The organism is Achromobacter denitrificans NBRC 15125 (assembly GCF_001571365.1).
Lineage (GTDB): Bacteria > Pseudomonadota > Gammaproteobacteria > Burkholderiales > Burkholderiaceae_B > Achromobacter > Achromobacter denitrificans.
Window position 1 is genome coordinate 138394 of sequence record NZ_BCTQ01000002.1, and the last position, 16942, is coordinate 155335.

A 16942-nucleotide genomic window follows, 5' to 3' on the forward strand; every position below is an offset into this window, starting at 1 on the left:
GTCCGGATCGGACGGGTTGAACGGAAAATCAGGGCAAGGCGATCGTGTCCGGGCGGGCGGCAATATGTTCCAGCCAGCGCCGGACCTGCGGATAAGGCTGCAAGTCGTACCCTCCCATCGGGGAGAGGCGGGTGTAGGGATACAGCGCGATGTCGGCGATGGTGTAGGCGCCGCCCGCCAGGTAGTCGCGCCCGGCCAGATGCGCCTCCATGACGGCCAGCGCCTTGACGCCCTGCTCGCGCAAGGCCAGCACCTCCGGCGAGTCCGCCGCGGCGCTGCGCGCGATGCTCACCAGGAAGCGCGGCCGGGCGAAATTGCGCAGGTGGTCGAACTGTTCGAAGAACAGCCACTGCATCACCTCGGCGCGCGCCGCCCGGGCGTCCGGCAGGTAGGGGGTGCCCTGCGCCAGGTGCGCCAGGATGGCGTTGGATTCGCGCAGCACCAGGCCGTCGGCCTCGCGCAGCACCGGCACGCGGGCCTGGGGGTTGATGGCCAGGAATTCCGGCGTGCGCGACTCGCCCGCCGCCAGGTTCAGGATGCGCCGTTCGTAAGGCAGGCCGAGCAGGCTGAGCAGCTGCCTGATCTTCCATCCGTTGCCTGAATTGCGGCTGTCGTAAAGAATGGTCATGCCGCGTCTCCTCAGGCGTCCGGGTCCAGGGCGTATTCGGCGAGCGACAGGTTCATGCGCGCCTCGACGTCGGGATAGACGGCCGGATCGAAGATGCCCGCGCCCATGGGCAGGCGTCCCTTCGGCACGACCAGGACCGCCACGCGGCGCCCGGCCTCCAGTTCCGAGATGGCCAGGACCTCGCCGGTCTCCTCGTCGAGCATGGCCTGCAGGTCCGGGAACGTGGACACGCGCCGGCCGTCGGCGTCGGCCGTCATGAACTCGTTGCATACGCCCAGCGCGACGCGGGCCCCGGTGGCGGCGTCGGTGACGGCCACCTCGCCCACGTCGAAGCCTTCGCGATAGGCCACCGTCACGCCCGCGATCTCGCCGCGCGCCAGCACCCGGGCGCCGGAGGCCGCCACCAGGGCGGCCAGGCGGGCCTCGCCCTGCGCCGGCGCGGCCAGCATGGCGCGCCCGACGCTGAGCTGGTAGCCGATGGCGCCATGCGCGGCGGCGTCCGACACCATGCCGGCGGCCAACGGGCCGCGGCACGCCATGATCAGCCCGCCCGCCTGGACGGCGGCCGCGCGCAGCAGGGCGGCGGTCGTCAGCATATTGCCGTGCAGGGTGATCTCCAGTCCCGTGCCCACGCCGCATTGATACAGCAGCGCGTCCGGTCGCGACGACAGGCCCAGGCTGCCCATCCGCACGGTGGGATGCCCGCGCCCGTTGCACGCCGCGTCCAGCAGCGGCACGCCCAGTTCGGCCGCCAGCAGCCACGCGTAGAAGCCCGGAACGTGGCCCGGCATCACGGCGTCGATGCGCGCGCCGCTGGCCTGCACCAGATTGCGCGCGGCGCGCAGCGCATGGTCGGGGTCCGCCAGGTGCTTGCCCGCGCCCGGCGCGCCCACCGCTGTCGAAACCAGGATCTGCGCGTCCGCCGGCAGGTTGGCCAGCGGGCGCAGCGCCAGCGGTCCGCGGGCACAGGCCAGCTCGGCGAAGCGGCGGCTCTGCGCCACGCGGGCGCGGCCGCTGCCGCCGGCCGACAGCAGCAATCCGCCCGCGATGGCGGCGTCGATATCGTCCAAGCCCAAGGTGTCCTGGCTCATGCCTGCCTCCCCGCGCCCGCCACGCCCAGGCCGGCGGCCTCGGCGACGCCCAGCGCCTGTTCATAGCCTGCCTCGGCATACCGCGTCACGCCGATCCCCGTGTCCCCATCCAGCACCGCCGCCAGCCGCTCGGCGGCCAGCGGCGTGCCGTCGGCGATCACCGTATGGCCCGCGCTCTGGGATTTGTTGCCATTGGAATGGATGGCCACCAGCGTGGCGCCGCCGCTGCAGGCCAGCATGGCGTTGAGCAGGGGCCAATCGGCGATGGCGTCGCTGCCGTCCCGCATTTTTTCCGTTTCGCGATACGGCGACGCGACCGAGCCCGCGTCCAGATGGTCGCGCGTGAACGCGATGGGCGCGCTGATGCGTCCGCTGGCCACCGCCTCGTTCACGCGCAGCGCCAGGCGGCTGCGCTCGCCGTGGCCCAGCCAGCCGATGCGCGCCGGCAGGCCCTGGAACTGGATATGCCTGCGCGCCATGCCGATCCAGTGGCGGATCGGATGATCCGCGTCGAAGGTTTCGTCGATGATGGCGTCGACGGCCTCGATATCCTTCGGATCGCCCGAGGCCGCGACCCAGCGGAACGGCCCGATGCCCTGGCAGAACAATGGCCGGATGAACAGCGTCACGAAGGACTCCAGCTCCGCGGCCTGCGGCAGCCCCGCCTCGACGGCGCGGGCGCGCAAGGTGTTGCCGTATTCGAACGCCAGCGCGCCGCGGCGCTGGAACTCCAGGATGGCGCCGGCGTGGCGCAGCAGCGTCGCGGCGGCGGCGGCCAGCGCCGCGGCCGGATCTTCCTGTATCCACCGGGCCGCCTGCGCGGGCGTCGAGCCCGACGGCACATAGCCGCGATAGGGATCGACCATGCATTGGTCGGTGACGATGTCCGGCTGGAATCCGCGCGCCAGCATGGCCTCGTAGAGGTCGGCCGCGTTGCCGGCCAGGCCCACCGAGCCGCCCTCGCCCGCGCCGGCCAGCGCCTGGATGCGCGCCAGGGCATCGTCCAGCGAGGCCGCGATCGTGTCCAGGTAGCCGGTGTCGGCGCGACGCTGCAAGGCGTCGGGATTGGCGTCCACCACCAGCGTGGCCGCGCCCGCCATCTTGCCGGCCAGCGGCTGGGCGCCGCCCATGCCGCCGCAGCCGGCCGTCAGGATGACGCGCCCCGCCAGCGAACCGCCGAAATACTGGTGCGCGGCCCCGACGAAGGATTGGTAGGTGCCCTGCACGATGCCCTGGCTGCCGATGTACTGCCAGCAGGCCGCCGTCATGCCCGGCAGGATGGTCAGGCCGCGCTGTTCCAGCTGGAACATGGCGTCGTCGCCCGCCCATCGGCCCAGCACGTTGCCATTGGCCAGCAGCACCCGCGGCGCCCGCTCGTGCGTGCGGAAGCGCGCCACCGGCTTGCCGGACTGCACGATCAGCGTCTCGTCGTTGTCCAGCGTCTTCAGCGCCTGGACGATGCGGTCGAAGCTGTCCCAGTCGCGCGCGGCCTTCGCCGCCGACATGTAGATCACCAGGTCTTCCGGGCGCTCGCCGTTCTCCAGGTTGTTCTCCAGCATGCGCAGGATCACTTCCTGGTGCCAGCCCTTGCAGCGCAGCGCGGTGCCGCGTTGTGCCCGAATGCGTCGTGGTTCCATTTTTTCCCCTCCGGGGCATTCCCCGTCGTTCAGGACCGCGCCAACGCGCGGTCGAGTTTGTGCAATGTGCGATAAAGGACGCGCGTGCCGTCCGCCAGCTGCCCGGGCTCCAGCCACTCTTCCGGGCAATGGCTGCGCCCGTTCAGGCAGGGCACGAAGATCATGCCCATCGGGCCGACCGCGGCCATGTAGGCGGCATCATGACCCGCTCCGCTGGGCAGCACCATGCTCGCAAGCCCCAGTTCCTGCGCGGCCTCGCCGATCGTCCGCATGACCTCGGGCGTGCAGTCGGTGGGCTGCGCGTCGGTGAGCGGGCGCATCGATGCCCGCAGCCCGGCGGCTTCCAGCCGGGGCGCCACCGCCTCCAGCACGCGTTCCGGAAACGCGCGCAGCACGGCGCTGTCGCCGCTGCGCACCTCCAGCGTCATCCGCACCGCGCCGGGCACCGCGTTGGCCACGTTCGGCGTCAATTCCAGCCGGCCCACCGTCGCCACCACATAGGCCGGGCCGCCCAGATAGCCATTCGCCCGGTCGCGCGCTTCGAGGACGATCTCGGCCGCGCCGGCCAGCGCGTCGCGCCGGATGTCCATGGGCGTCGTGCCCGCGTGATCCGGGCGCCCCAGCACCTCGATCGCGACGCGACGGATGCCGACGATGCTGCTGACCACGCCTATCGGCAGGCCGCGGCTTTCAAGCACCGGCCCCTGCTCAATGTGCAGTTCCACGAAGGCGGCGTTCGGCACGCCGCGGCGGTCCACCGAGCCGATGGCCGCCACGTCGCCGCCGATGCGGGCGATGCCTTGCGCCAGCGTCTCGCCGGCGGGGTCCGCCTGCGCCAGCAGGTCCGGTGTCAACGCCCCGGCGAGCGCGCGGCTGCCCACGCAGGACACGCCGTAGTCGCTGGGCTCCTCGGACAGGAAATCGATGATCTCCAGCGGATGCTCGAAACGCAGGTCGTCTTCCTGCATGCAATGGGCGATTTCCAGGCCGGCCAGCACGCCGGCGATGCCGTCGAACCGGCCGCCGTCGACCACCGTATCGCAGTGCGATCCCGTCGCCAGCGGCGCCAGGCCGTCGCGACGCCCGGGACGGCGGCCGATCAGATTGCCCGCCGCGTCCACCCGCGTCTCCAGCCCGGCTTCGCGGAACGAGTCCGCCAGCCAGGCGCGCGCGGCGGTGAACTCCGGGCCGAAGGCGCGGCGCGTCCAGGGCGCCCCCGGGCGCGTGAACTCGGCCAGCCGCTGCACCCGCTGCCATAGCCGGTCCGCGTCGATGCGGGGAGCGGCGGTCAACGCGAAGCTCCCGTGGCGGGACGCAGGAAGCGGCCGAAGCCGGCCTCGTTGCGGATCGCGCCGTCGTAGGCCAGGCGCCCGCGGCAATAGGTGGCGCTGACGCGCACGCTGAATTCCATGCCCTCGAACGAGCTCCACTGCACGGCGGACAGACTGCCGGCGGGGTCGAATGCGTAGCGCTCCGGCTTGAGCAGCGCCAGGTCGGCGTCCTGCCCCACGGCCAGCCCGCCCTTGCGGTCATGCAGCAGGAAATGACGCGCCGGATTGGCGCTCAGCTGCCGTGTGACCATCGTGGGCGAAATGCCGCGGTCTTCGCAGCCCGTCCAGAAGGCCGGCAGCAGCGTCTCCAGGCCCGGCCCGCCGGAGGAATTCTTGAAAACGTTGGGATTCTGCTTGCGCTCCAGGCCCCAGCTCACGTGGTCCGACGACACGAAGGTGCAGTCGCCCCGGGCGATATGGGTCCACAGCAGCTCGACTTCTTCCTTGGGCCGGATCGGCGGGTAATGCTTGGTCTTGGCGCCGAAGCGCCGGGTATGCTCTTCATGGTTGAGCATCAGGTACTGCACGCAGGTCTCGATCGAGACGGCGTGCCCGCTGCGGCGGTACATATCGTGGATCTCGAAGCCGCGCGCGGTGGAGACGTGCACCACGTGCGCGCGCGCCCCGGTCTCCGCGCCGATCTCGTAGATGCCCGCCGTCGCCAGGTTTTCGATCAGCGGCGTGTGGGCGCGCATGAAGGCATCCCAGCCGGTGTCGCCCGCCTCGACCATGCGGGCGATGTTCTTGCGGGTCAGTTCCTGGTTCTGGTTGTGCACGCCGCAAGCCAGGCCCGAGGGCGCGATCAGCCGGAAAGCCTCGTACAGCAGGTCTTCCTCGACGCGCGGGAAACGGCCTGGGCTGGCCTCGAAGGTCGAGAACTTGAACGCGCACACGCCGCCTTCGATCAGGCCGCCGGCCGCGCCCAGCCCGTGGATATCGTTGAGCGTGCCGTACAGCGCCACGTCCACGTGGCAGTCGCGCTCGACCTCGGCGATCTTGGCGTCCAGGCTGGCCCGGCACGCGACGGGCTCGGGATCGTCGTAGGGCATGTCGACCATGGTGGTCACGCCGCCGGCGGCCGCCGCCCGCGACGCATGGCCCAGGCCCTCCTGGTTGGCCTGGCTGGCCGCGTGGACCTGCCCATCGACCACGCCGGGCACGATCCACAGGCCGCGCGCATCGACGCGGTCCCGCGCCATGGGGGCAACCGCCCCGCCCAGGCATTGCCCGCGGGCAGCCACCCGCCCGTCCCGGATGCCGATCCAGCCGTCCTGCACGACGGCGTCGGCATCCACGATATTGCCGCGCACCACCAAGTCAAAGTCACTCACGTCAGCCATCCTCAAGACAGGGGAGCAGGCAGTATAGGGAGGACAAGCCACAATGGCTTATGCTTATTTATGCTGTTTTCATAATCTCGTGTTATCGATCAAAAATGAAAATAAACCTGCGTCAGATCGAAGTCTTCCGCGCCATCATGCTGGCGCGCTCCATCAGCGGCGCGGCCAAGGTGCTCAACGTGTCCCAGCCGGCCGTCAGCCGGCTGGTCGCCTACACCGAGCAGCGCCTGGGCATTCAATTGTTCGAGCGCATCAAGGGGCGTATCTATCCCACGCCCGAGGCCAACCGGCTTTTCATGGAAGTCGATTCGCTCTATCAATACGTCACGCGCGTCAACGAGGTGGCCGAAGACCTGATCCACCAGCGCACCGCGTACCTGCGCGTGGCCTGCAGCGCCAACCTGAGCCAGTCCTTGATGCCGCGCGCCATCAGCGCCTTCGCGCGAGCGCACCCCGACGTGCAGGTGGTCCTGCGGACGATGAGCCCCGGCGCCTTGCTGCAAGCCTTGCTGGAACGGCAATTCGAGATCGGCGTGGCCCACATGCCCATCGGCCACCCCAACCTGCGCGTGCATCCGCTGTGCGAAACGGGCTGGTCGGTGGCGATCCCGCGGTCGCATCCGCTGGCCCGGCGCCGCAAGATCCAGGTCCAGGACCTCGAAGGGCAGAAGCTGATCGGCTACGCCTCAGACATCCCGTTCGCGCAATCGCTGCGCGACGTGGCCGAACGCGCCGGCAGCCTGCTGCGTTTCAGCATCGAGGTGCAGCAGGCCCACGTCGCCTGGGCCCTGGCCGAGGAACAGACCGGCATCGCGCTGGTGGATACGCTCACCGCGTCGCGGCTGGCCCACCCCGACGTGGTGGTCAAGCCCCTCGCCACCGACGTGCGGGTGAACGTGGACGCCTTCCACCTCCTGTACGAGCCGCTGGGCCGCCCGGCGAAAGACTTCCTCAAGACCTTGAAGACGCTCACGCCCTGACCCGGCGGGCCGCGCCGCGGCCGGCGGCCCGGCCGATCGAAGCGGTCTGCCCATCCCCTCGAATGTGGCATGAACCAACCGGCCACGACAATCCTAGACTTCCCGTTCGCGCCGGCCGATCCGTCCGCCGGCTTTCCTGTACGAACGCGGAGTGATCCATGAGCGCATCGCCGGCCGGCCTTCGACCCGCCGACTTCTTTTCTCCCACCGTCGCCGCCCTGATCTCGGTGCTGGTGAACTACGGAGGAACCTTCGTCCTGGTTTTCCAGGCCGCCGAGCTTGCCCGGCTCTCTCCCGCGCAGACCGCGTCCTGGGTATGGGCGGTGTCCATCGGCGTCGGCGTCACGGGCGCGCTGCTGAGCTGGCGCTACCGCGCGCCCATCATCACCGCGTGGTCCACGCCCGGCGTGGCCTTCCTCGCCACGGTGATGCCCTTTACTCCCTATGGCGAAGTGATCGGGGCGTACATGATCTCGGCGGTGGGCTTCATCGCGCTGGGCCTGTCCGGCGCCTTCGACAAGCTGGTCCGCATGATCCCGGGCGGCATCGCCGCGGGCCTGCTGGCCGGCATCCTGCTGCAATTCGGCGTCAATGCCTTCGGCGGCGCCAGCGCCGATCCGGTGCTGGTCATCGTGCTGGTGATCTCCTATGCGCTGCTCAAGCGCTACACCTCGCGCTTCGCGGTCGTGGGCATCCTCGCGATCGGCGTGGGCCTGCTGATCGCGCAGGGCCGGATCGATTTCTCCGCCATCCACCTCAGCCTGGCCGCGCCGGTCTTCGAGACGCCCCGCTTCTCGCTGCAGGCCCTGCTGGGCGTGGCGCTGCCGCTGTTCATCATCACCCTGACCGGGCAATACATGCCGGGCATGCTGGTGCTGCGCAACGACGGCTACCAGACCAGCGCGAATCCCATCCTTGCCGTGACCGGCCTGGGATCGCTGCTGATGGCGCCGTTCGGCGCGCACGCCTTCAACGTGGCCGCCATCACCGCCGCGATCTGCACGGGCAAGGATGCCCATGAAGATCCCGCCAAGCGCTACGTGGCGGGGCTGGCCTGCGGGCTGTTCTACATCCTGGTGGGCACGTTCGGCGTCACGCTGGCCACGCTGTTCATGGTGCTGCCCAAGGCGTTCATCACGACGCTGGCGGGCCTGGCGCTGCTGGGCGCCATCGGCGGCAGCCTGGCGAACGCCATGGCCGACGCGCGCACCCGGGAAACCGCCCTCATCACCTTCCTGGCCACCGCCGCCAACGTCACCCTGCTGGGCGTGGGCGGCGCCTTCTGGGGCCTGGTGGCGGGCCTGACCGCGCACCTGCTGATCCACGGCGGCCAGCCCCGGCTGGCCGGCAACCCCGCCAAGCCCTAGCGCCCCCTTTCCATTTCTTCCCGACACAGGAACCATCGTGACCGAACTCGACCTCCCCGACGGGCTCGCGCTGCCCGTCGTCAGCCCCTTTCCCCTGCAACAGGCGGATCCCGACATCTGGGCCGCCGTCGACGCCGAACGGCATCGCCAGATGCGCTCGATCGAACTGATCGCCTCCGAGAACTTCGTCAGCCGCGCCGTGCTGGAGGTCCAGGGCTCGGTGCTGACGAACAAGTATGCGGAAGGCTATCCGGGCCGCCGCTACTACGGCGGCTGCCTGAACGTGGACGTAGCCGAGCGCATCGCCATCGAGCGCGCGCAACGCCTGTTCGGCGCCCGGCACGCCAACGTGCAGCCCCATTCCGGCAGCCAGGCGAACCAGGGCGTCTATCTCGCGCTGCTGGCGCCGGGGGACAAGATCCTCGGCCTGGACCTGAAGGCCGGCGGACACCTGACCCACGGCGCGAAGGTCAACCTGTCCGGCCGCTGGTTCCAGGCCCTGAGCTACGGGGTCGACCCGCGCACCCATCGCGTGGACATGGACGAGGTCGAGCGGATCGCCCGGCAGGAGCGCCCCCGCCTCATCGTCGCGGGCGGCTCGGCCTATGCGCGCACCTACGATTTCGCGCGATTCCGCGCCATCGCCGACGACGTGGGCGCGATCTTCATGGCCGACATGGCGCACTTCGCCGGGCTGGTCGCGGGCGGCGCCTACCCCTCGCCCATCCCCTACGCCCACGTCACCACGACCACCACGCACAAGACGCTGCGCGGCCCGCGCGGCGGCATGATCCTGACCAACGACGACGACATCGCCCGCAAGATCGACTCGGCCGTGTTCCCCGGCCTGCAGGGCGGACCGCTGATGCATATCGTGGCGGCCAAGGCCGTGGCGCTGGGCGAGGCGCTGCAACCGTCGTTCCGCGCCTACGCCCGCGCCGTCGTCGAGAATGCGCAGGCGCTGTGCCGCCGGCTGTCGGAAGGCGGCTTGTCCATCGTCTCGGGCGGCACCGACTGCCACCTGGGCGTGGTCGACCTGCGGCCCTGGGGGCTGGCGGGCAACGTGGCGGAGCAGGCGCTGGAGCGGGTCGGCATCACGCTGAACAAGAACGCGGTTCCCCAGGACGAGGCCAAGCCCACGGTAACTTCGGGCATCCGCGTCGGCAGCGCGGCCTGCACCTCGCGGGGCATGGGGCCGGATGAGTTCCAGGAGATCGGCGACATGATCCTGGCGCTGCTGGGCAGCGTGCGCGCCGGCACGGTGGACCGCCGCGGCGAGGACGCCATCCGCCAAGGCGTCGCCGCGCTGGCGCGGCGCTTTCCGCTGCCCTACTGAGGCCGCGCCGGGCGGGAGCCGCGGCCCGACGGCTTCCTGCCCAGCGCATTGGCCAGGCGCAGCATGGCGGCCTCGATCTCGTAGGTGGTCAGCGAGGCGTAGCCCAGCAGCCAGCCCTGCCTCGCCTCGCCGCCGGCGTACAGCCGGCTGAGCCCGGGCAGCCGCAGGCCGGCGGCCGCCCCCAGGCGGATGGTTTCCTCCTCCCCCCATCCCGCTTCCAGCAGGCAGGGAATCTGCAGCCCGCCCGGCGGCCGCACGGCCGTCGCGATTCCCCCGAGATGCCGGCCGATCGCATCGAGCAGCGCCTCCCGCCGCCCCGCATAGAGCTTGCGCATGGCCCGGACGTGGGAGTTGTAGTGGCCGTCCTCCATGAAGCGCGCCAGCGTCAGCTGGAGGATCTGCGGCGTGTGGCCGTCCATGATGCTGCGCGCGCAGGCGAACGCGCCGACCAGTTCCCGCGGCAGCGCCATGTAACCCATCCTGAGGCCGGGATACAGCGTCTTGCTGAAGGTGCCGAGATAGAGGGTCCGCCGGTGGCGGTCCAGGCCCTGCACGCAGGCTGTCGGCAGGCCATCGTAGTGGAACTCGCTGTCGTAGTCGTCTTCGATGATCCACTTGCCGTGCTCGGCCGCCCAGCCGGTCAGCTCCAGCCGGCGCGCCGGCGACAGCGTGGCGCCCGTGGGGTACTGGTGCGAGGGCGTCACGTAGACGCAATTGGCGCCGCTGCGGTCCGCCCGCAGCAAATCGGTGCGGATGCCGTCCGCGTCGACGTCGATGGGCACGATGCGGGTCTCGGCGGATTCGAATGCCTTCCGCGCGCCGAAGTAGCCGGGATTCTCCATCAGGATGGGCTTGCCCGCGTCCACCAGCAATTGCGCGCACAGGAACAGGGCCTGGCGCGTGCTGCTCAGGACCAGGATCTGGTCGGCCGATACCTTGGCCCCGCGCTCCAGGTTCAGGTAGGCGGCGATCGCCTTGCGCAGCGGCTCCGCGCCCTGGGGATCGCCATGCAGCAGGACGCTGGCGCGGTAGTCCTTGAGCACCTGGCGTTGCAACCGCTCCCAGACGTCGGTGGGGAAGTTCCGGGTTTCGGGCAGGCCGGTCGCGAACGCCTTGACCGCCTGCTGGTCGGCCACCCCGCCGCTATCCAGGATCATCCGGCCGCGCCGGCTCAGGCCCGCGCCCGGCGCCTCGATGCCGCCCGCGGGATCCGGCCGCGCGCGCCGCCGAGCCGCCCCGCGCAACTGGGTGCCCACCGAGTCGGACACATAGCTGCCCGATCCCTCGCGGCGGACGATGTAGCCGTCGCGGTGCAGTTGCACGTAGGCATTCTCGACGGTGTCGCGGGCCACGCCCAGCGACTTGGCCAGGACGCGGGTCGCGGGCAGCTTCACGCCCGGGCCCAGCGCGGCATCCAGGATCAGCGCGCGCAGCGCCCGCTGGATGCGCTGGTGCAGATCCAGGCGCTGGAAGTCCGCGTCGTTCAGGCGCATCTTCAGCGTCTCTAGCTCGAATGTCTTTGCCATGCGGTCTGCCCAATGAAAGAAAACTGGCCTGCCGGGACCGGCCATTCTATCCGTAGACTCCGGGAGTCGCCACGGCAAACGCAGGCGCCGCCGCGAGTCCGCGGCGCGCAACAGGATCGGATGGACATGGCAAGGTCACACAACTTCAGCGCGGGCCCGGCCGCGCTGCCCCTGGAGGTGCTCCAGGAGGCGCACGAGGAATTCTTCGATTTCGCGGGCACCGGCATGTCCGTCATGGAAATCAGCCACCGCTCGGACACCTTCATCGCCCTGGCCCGGCAGGCCGAGCGCGACCTGCGCGAACTGCTGGACGTGCCCGCCCGCTACAAAGTGCTGTTCCTGCAGGGCGGAGCCTCGATGCAGTTTTCGCAGGTTCCCATGAACCTGCTGCGCGGTAAGGCCTCCGCGGACTACCTGCACACGGGGCTCTGGTCCGGCAAGGCCATCATGGCGGCCAGGCGCTATTGCGCGCCGCGCGTCGCCGCCAGCAGCGAGGCCTCGGGCTTCGACCGCGTTCCTCCGGCGAGCGAGTGGCGACTCGATCCGGATGCCGCCTACCTGCACTACACCGAGAACGAAACCGTGCATGGCGTGCAGTTCGCCGCCGCGCCAGAGGCGGCCGTGCCGCTGGTGTGCGACGCCTGCTCCAGCCTGCTGTCCAAGCCCATCGATATCTCCCGGCATGGCCTGGTCTACGCCGCCGCGCAGAAGAACATCGGCCCGGCCGGCATCACCATCGTGCTCGTCGACGAAGCCCTGCTCGGCGGCGCGCTGCCGCTGACCCCGGACGTCCTGGACTATGCCAGCCAGGCGCGGGCGGACTCCATGCTGAACACGCCCGCGACCTATTCCTGGTACCTGACCGGCCTGACCCTCAAGTGGATACGCAAGTCGGGCGGCGTCGCCGCCATCCACCGGGCCAACCAGGCCAAGGCGGGGCTGCTGTACCGCGAGATCGACGCCAGCGGCGGCTTCTACATCAACGCCGTGCAACCGGCGTTCCGCTCCATCAACAATGTGCCGTTCTTCCTGGCCGACCCGACGCTGGAGCCGGCCTTCCTGCGCGCGGCCGAAGCCGCCGGGATGCGCGGGCTCAAGGGCCATGCGTCCGCGGGCGGCATCCGCGCCAGCCTCTACAACGCGGTCGGGCCCGACGCCGTGGCGGCGCTGGCCGATTTCATGAAAGAATTCCGGCGCGTCCATGGCTGAGGCGCCTGCCCGCCGCGGGCGCGCGCCAGACCCGGACCGGCGGAGATAAACATGGATTTTAGGCAACTGAGGCAATTCGTGGTGCTGGCCGCGGAATTGAACTATCGCAGGGCCGCCGAACGGCTGCACATGACCCAGCCGCCGCTGAGCGTCGCCATCAAGCGGCTGGAGGCCGAGGTCGGGGCCGCCCTGTTCGAGCGGGACCGCCTGGGCGTGCGCCTCACGGTGGCGGGCGGCGCCTTCCTGGGCGAAGCCCGGCGCCTGCTGGAAGGCGCCGACGCCGCGCTGGAAGTGGCGCGGGACGCCGCGCAGGGCCGCGTCGGCACGCTGCGGGTATGCGCGGTGCCGAGCGCGTCGCTCGCCCTGCTGCCTCGCATCCTCCCTGAATTCACGCGGCGGTTTCCGCATATCCGCCTGCGCCTTTCCAGCGGCAGCACGGTCGGCATCCTGGGCGAACTGCAACGCGGCGAACTGGACGCCGCGCTCCTCGTGCCGCCGGCATCGGGCGTGCCCGGCATCGAGATCACCGGCGTGGGCAGGCAGCGGCTGGCGCTGGCGGTTCCTTCGGGCCACCGCATCGCCAGCCAGCGCACCGCCATGCTGTCGGACCTGGCGGAGGACGCGCTGGTTGCGCTGGCGCACTCCGACAGCCCGGGCTTCGCCAGCGAAATCGTCGCCGCCTGCCAGCGCGCCGGCTTCCATCCGAAAGTGATGCAGGAATCCTCGCATGCCCTGATCAGCCTGCCGCTCATCGCCGCGGGGCTGGGCGTGGCCATCGTGCCCGAGGCGCTGCGCCGGATCGCGATCGACAACGTCGCCTACGTGGACCTGCTGGACGTCTCGGGCGAGCCGCTGACCTACGCCATGGCGCTGGCGGCGCATGCCGGCTCCATGAACCCCGCGGTGCGCTGGTTCATGGACACCGCGCGCGAGGTTCTGCAGGCGCGGCCGGCCTAGCCGGCCCGCCGCCGGCGCTACCGGGCGGGGCGCGCCAGCAGGGCCGCCCACTTCTCCTGCTCCGCCACGACCCGGCGCTTGAAGGCTTCTTGCGAAGGGTCCACGGGTTCGCTGCCGCGCGCGTAGATCTTTTCCTGCACCAGCGCGCCCTTGGCCACCGCGGCGATCGCAGCGTTCAGGCGGGCGACCACCGCGTCCGGCGTGCCCGCCGGCGCGGCGACGCCGGACAGCGATCCGCCCTCGACGTCCTTGCCCAGCACCTCCTTCACGGTGGGAATCGTCGGCAGGTTGGCGACGCGACGAGACGAGGTCACGGCGAAGGGCCGGATCTGGCCCGCGTCGATGAACCCCACCGCGGTCACGGCCGAGACCGCCGTGACATCGGTGTTGCGGCTCATCACGGCCGTCAGGGATTCCGATCCGCTCTTGTAGGGCACGTGCAGCATCTTCACGCCGGTGGCCTGCTGCAGCAGCTCCATGACCTGGTAGTTGTCCGACCCTTCGCCCGCGGTGGAGAACGCGATCTTGTCGGCTTGGGCGGAGGCCGCCCTGATCACGTCCTGCAGCGATTGATAGGGGCTGTCCGCCCCCACCGCCAGCACCGTGGGCGTGTTGGCCAGCATGGCGATATAGGTGAAGTCCTTGTTCGGATCGTACGGCAGCGTCTTGTAGATGAGCGGGTTGACCGCGACCATGCCGTTGGTGATCACCAGCAGGGTGTAGCCGTCGGCCCGCGACTTCGCCACCGCGCCCGCGGCGATCGAGCCTCCCGCTCCGCCGCGGTTCTCCACCACCACCGGCTGGCCCAGCTCGCGGGTGAGCCCTTCGGCGAATACTCGCGCCGTCGTGTCGGTTACACCGCCCGCGCCGAACGGCACGATCAGGCGGATGGGTTGCGTCGGGTAGGCGTCCGCCCATGCCGCCGCGGCGGGAAGGGCCAGGCTCAACAATGCCGCGGCGCAGCGGCGCAGTCCGTGCTTCATTCGACTATCTCCATTTTTCTGAGGATTCCAAGCAATCTGTGTTCGAGATCGGCGGCCAGCGGCGCCAGCGGCGCGCGCAGGCGTCCGCTGTCGAAGCCGCGCAGCCGCAGGCCGGCGGCGACCGTCCGGGGCAGGCCGTGGTCCATGAGGAAATTCAGCAGGTCGATCTGCCGGCCGAACCAGTCATCCGCGCCGGCCGTATCGCCGGCCACCGCGCAACGGTACAAGTTCAGCGCGAATTGGGGGCTGACGTTGGGCGAGGCCGTGCACCAGCCCGCCGCGCCGTCCGCGAAACCGGTGCGCGCCATGCAATTCAGGCCGATGTAGACCGCGGCCCGGTCGCCGCAAGCCTCGCGCAGCCGCGCGATCTTGGACGGATCCGGGCTGCTTTCCTTGATCATGGTGACGTTGGGCAGTTCGGCCAGGCTCGCCAGGAACGGAACCGGCAGGTCGATGCCCGTGGTGAAGGGATTGTTGTAGACCATCACCGGAATGGAAACCGCCTGGCAGACCTCGCGGTAGTACGCGAGTATCTCCGCTTCGGTCAGCTTCCAATAGGTGCTCGGCAGCACCTGCACGGCCGCCGCGCCGGCGCGCTCGGCATAGCGCGCATGGCGCGCGGTGCTCGCCGTGCCCAGGCTGGACACGCCCGCCAGCACGGGCACGCGCCCTGCCGCTGCCGCGACCGCCGTGCGGATGACGGCTTCGCGCTCCGCGTCGTCCAGGTAGGGCAGGCAGCCGACGCTGCCCAGCGGCGCCAGTGCGTGCACGCCGTCGCCGATCAGCCGCTCGACGTGCCGTTCCAACATGCCGTGATCGACCCCGCCGCTGTCGTCGAACGGGGTCAGTAGATATCCGATGATGCCCTTCAGCCGCATTGCTCGCTCTCCTTGATGCCCCGGAGTCTGGGGAGGCGGCCGCCCCCGGTCCAATACCGAATTCCTGGGCGCCTGATACTTCTCGCCATGGCGGCTCGCGGCCCCATTCTTGTATCCAGTATTTCTCCCGCGGGGCCGATAGACTTTCCCGGCCAACTCACAAAGGAGCACGCCATGAGCAGCAACGACACCCTCGAACGGCCGCCCGTCCACCACCTGCCCGAGTACCGCCGGCCGGAGGACATGGACTGGGAGATGGGCCGCTTCAAGAACAAGACGAAGTTCCTTTTCCATACCCGGCAGGAGCGCCCGACCGAGCCGAACGCCGGCTTCCTGCACTACGAGCCCGGCGCGGGCTTCCGGCTGCACAAGCATGATTTCGCCCAGGTCTGGTACGTGATCGACGGCGAATTCGACATGGGCGGCAAGCGCTTCGGGCCGGGCACCGTCGTGTTCCATCCCGATCCCCACATCGAGGAAGCGCTCAGCACCGAGACCGGCGGCACGCTGTTCTTCGTCCAGTACCAGGGCCCCACCACGGGCGCGCGGCCGGTGTACGAAGGCCGCATGAACATCAAGGGCCCCCTGCCCGACATCACGGACCAAGACCTCGAACATTGAGGCGGGGCCGGCCGGGAGCGGCGGCACCAGCCGCCCTCTCCCGAGCACAACCACAACGATCCAAGGAGACAGACATCATGACCGCATTCCCCTTGCGCTGGTGCGCCGCCGCGTTGGCGCTCTGCCTGGCCGGCGCGGCGCAGGCCGCCCAGGCCTGGCCCGAACAGCCCATCACGCTCGTCGTCCCGTTCGGCGCGGGCGGCATCACCGATCTGACGGCCAGAACCGTGGCCAGGCAGTTGCAGGCCGAACTGGGCAAGCCCGTCATCGTCGAGAACAAGCCCGGCGCCGGCGGCAACATCGCCGCCGACATCGTGGCCAGGGCCAAGCCCGACGGCTATACGCTGATGATCATCACCAACGGCATGGTCGCCGTGAACCCGCTGATCCATCGTCAGCTCGGCTACGACGCCTTCCGCGATTTCGCCTACGTTTCCATGATCGCCAGCACGCCGCTGGTGCTGGTCGTGCCCGAAAGCTCGCCCGTGAAGGACCTGCCGTCGCTGATCGGCCGCGCCCGGACCCGGCCCGAGGCCGTCTCCTTCGCCAGTTCCGGGCAGGGCACGTCGATCCACCAGGTGTTCGCGCTGCTGCAGAAAGAGACCGGCACCTCGCTCATGCACGTGCCGTACAAAAGCGGCGCCGAAGCGGCCACCGCGCTCCTGTCCGGCGTCGTCGACGTGACCGCCGTGGAAACCGTGGTGGTGGGTCCTTTCGTGCAGTCGGGCAAGATGCGCGCCCTGGGCGTCACGTCGAGCAAGCCGGTGCCCAACCTGCCCGAGGTCCCCGTGGCCAGCGCCGGCCTGGGCGCCGAGTTCGACGTGGGCTCGATCTCGGGGCTCGTCGCCCCGGCAGCCACGCCCGCCTCGATCCTGGCCGCCCTGGAGCGCGCCATGCAGGTCGTGGCGCAGAGCGACGGCATGGCGCAGCTGTATGCGCAAGGCAGCCAGCCCATGCCGACGGGATCGCGGGTCTTCCAGGAACGGATGCGCCAGGAAGAAGCAAAATGGCGACGGGTGTTCGCCGGCGATCCCGCAAAATAGGCGGCGGCCCGGGCG

At 70.1% G+C, this 16942-nt stretch carries 15 protein-coding genes; 7 read left to right on the plus strand and 8 right to left on the minus strand.

Translation table 11 applies throughout. The features are described from left to right. Window positions 1-28: 28 nt before the first annotated feature. From ADE01S_RS02960 to ertD, 5 genes are read right to left on the minus strand one after another with little or no spacing between them, the layout of a single operon-like run. A complete protein-coding gene (locus tag ADE01S_RS02960; RefSeq protein WP_062679971.1) occupies window positions 29-628 on the minus strand; it encodes a glutathione S-transferase family protein in 600 nt (199 codons plus the stop codon). Between the two features lie 11 nt (window positions 629-639). Then, a complete protein-coding gene (locus ADE01S_RS02965; protein ID WP_062679972.1) occupies window positions 640-1719 on the minus strand; it encodes an S-methyl thiohydantoin desulfurase in 1080 nt (359 codons plus the stop codon). After that, entirely contained in the window at window positions 1716-3356 is a 1641-nt protein-coding gene (locus tag ADE01S_RS02970) for an S-methyl thiourocanate hydratase (protein ID WP_062679973.1), read from the minus strand. Before ADE01S_RS02970 ends, ADE01S_RS02965 begins: the two co-directional genes overlap by 4 nt. 29 nt (window positions 3357-3385) lie before the next feature. Beyond that, complete coding sequence (ertE, locus tag ADE01S_RS02975) at window positions 3386-4648, minus strand: N-carbamyl-l-glutamate amidohydrolase ErtE (RefSeq protein WP_062679974.1); 1263 nt, start codon at window positions 4646-4648, stop codon at window positions 3386-3388. Then, window positions 4645-6018, minus strand: a complete 1374-nt coding sequence (gene ertD, locus ADE01S_RS02980; RefSeq protein ID WP_062679975.1) for a hydantoin-5-propionate amidohydrolase — start codon at window positions 6016-6018, stop codon at window positions 4645-4647. The genes ertE and ertD overlap by 4 nt, the downstream gene beginning before the upstream one ends. 104 nt (window positions 6019-6122) lie before the next feature. Here ertD and ADE01S_RS02985 point away from each other — a divergent pair, with 104 nt between their 5' ends. From ADE01S_RS02985 to ADE01S_RS02995, 3 genes are all read left to right on the plus strand, one after another. Next, the gene (locus ADE01S_RS02985) at window positions 6123-7007 is read left to right on the plus strand and encodes a LysR family transcriptional regulator (protein WP_062679976.1); all 885 of its coding nucleotides are present in this window, start codon (window positions 6123-6125) and stop codon (window positions 7005-7007) included. Between the two features lie 158 nt (window positions 7008-7165). Continuing rightward, entirely contained in the window at window positions 7166-8374 is a 1209-nt protein-coding gene (locus ADE01S_RS02990) for a benzoate/H(+) symporter BenE family transporter (RefSeq protein ID WP_062679977.1), read from the plus strand. Window positions 8375-8411: 37 nt separating this feature from the next. After that, a complete protein-coding gene (locus tag ADE01S_RS02995; protein ID WP_062679978.1) occupies window positions 8412-9710 on the plus strand; it encodes a serine hydroxymethyltransferase in 1299 nt (432 codons plus the stop codon). On the opposite strand, the gene pdxR is transcribed toward ADE01S_RS02995, so the two are convergent. Beyond that, window positions 9704-11236, minus strand: a complete 1533-nt coding sequence (gene pdxR, locus ADE01S_RS03000; protein ID WP_062679979.1) for a MocR-like pyridoxine biosynthesis transcription factor PdxR — start codon at window positions 11234-11236, stop codon at window positions 9704-9706. The genes ADE01S_RS02995 and pdxR overlap by 7 nt on opposite strands. 126 nt (window positions 11237-11362) lie before the next feature. Here pdxR and serC point away from each other — a divergent pair, with 126 nt between their 5' ends. Together serC and ADE01S_RS03010 are read left to right on the plus strand one after the other, a co-directional pair. Continuing rightward, on the plus strand, window positions 11363-12445 hold the full coding sequence (gene serC / locus ADE01S_RS03005) for a 3-phosphoserine/phosphohydroxythreonine transaminase (RefSeq protein ID WP_062680117.1): 1083 nt from the start codon (window positions 11363-11365) through the stop codon (window positions 12443-12445). A 51-nt stretch (window positions 12446-12496) separates the two neighbouring features. After that, the gene (locus ADE01S_RS03010) at window positions 12497-13402 is read left to right on the plus strand and encodes a LysR family transcriptional regulator (RefSeq protein ID WP_062679980.1); all 906 of its coding nucleotides are present in this window, start codon (window positions 12497-12499) and stop codon (window positions 13400-13402) included. Window positions 13403-13419: 17 nt separating this feature from the next. Here the strand turns inward: ADE01S_RS03010 and ADE01S_RS03015 are convergent, their stop codons facing one another. Further along, window positions 13420-14385 carry a tripartite tricarboxylate transporter substrate binding protein gene (locus ADE01S_RS03015; RefSeq protein ID WP_062679981.1) on the minus strand — a complete coding sequence of 322 codons (966 nt, stop codon included), beginning with the start codon at window positions 14383-14385 and terminating at the stop codon, window positions 13420-13422. Beyond that, on the minus strand, window positions 14382-15263 hold the full coding sequence (locus ADE01S_RS03020) for a dihydrodipicolinate synthase family protein (protein ID WP_062679982.1): 882 nt from the start codon (window positions 15261-15263) through the stop codon (window positions 14382-14384). The genes ADE01S_RS03015 and ADE01S_RS03020 overlap by 4 nt, the downstream gene beginning before the upstream one ends. Window positions 15264-15437: 174 nt before the next feature. On the opposite strand from ADE01S_RS03020, the gene ADE01S_RS03025 reads away from it, so the two are divergent. Both ADE01S_RS03025 and ADE01S_RS03030 read left to right on the plus strand, forming a co-directional pair. Next, window positions 15438-15884, plus strand: coding sequence for a cupin domain-containing protein (locus ADE01S_RS03025; RefSeq protein WP_062679983.1), 447 nt, complete (start codon window positions 15438-15440; stop codon window positions 15882-15884). A 77-nt stretch (window positions 15885-15961) separates the two neighbouring features. Beyond that, window positions 15962-16927, plus strand: a complete 966-nt coding sequence (locus ADE01S_RS03030; protein ID WP_062679984.1) for a Bug family tripartite tricarboxylate transporter substrate binding protein — start codon at window positions 15962-15964, stop codon at window positions 16925-16927. Window positions 16928-16942 lie beyond the last annotated feature (15 nt).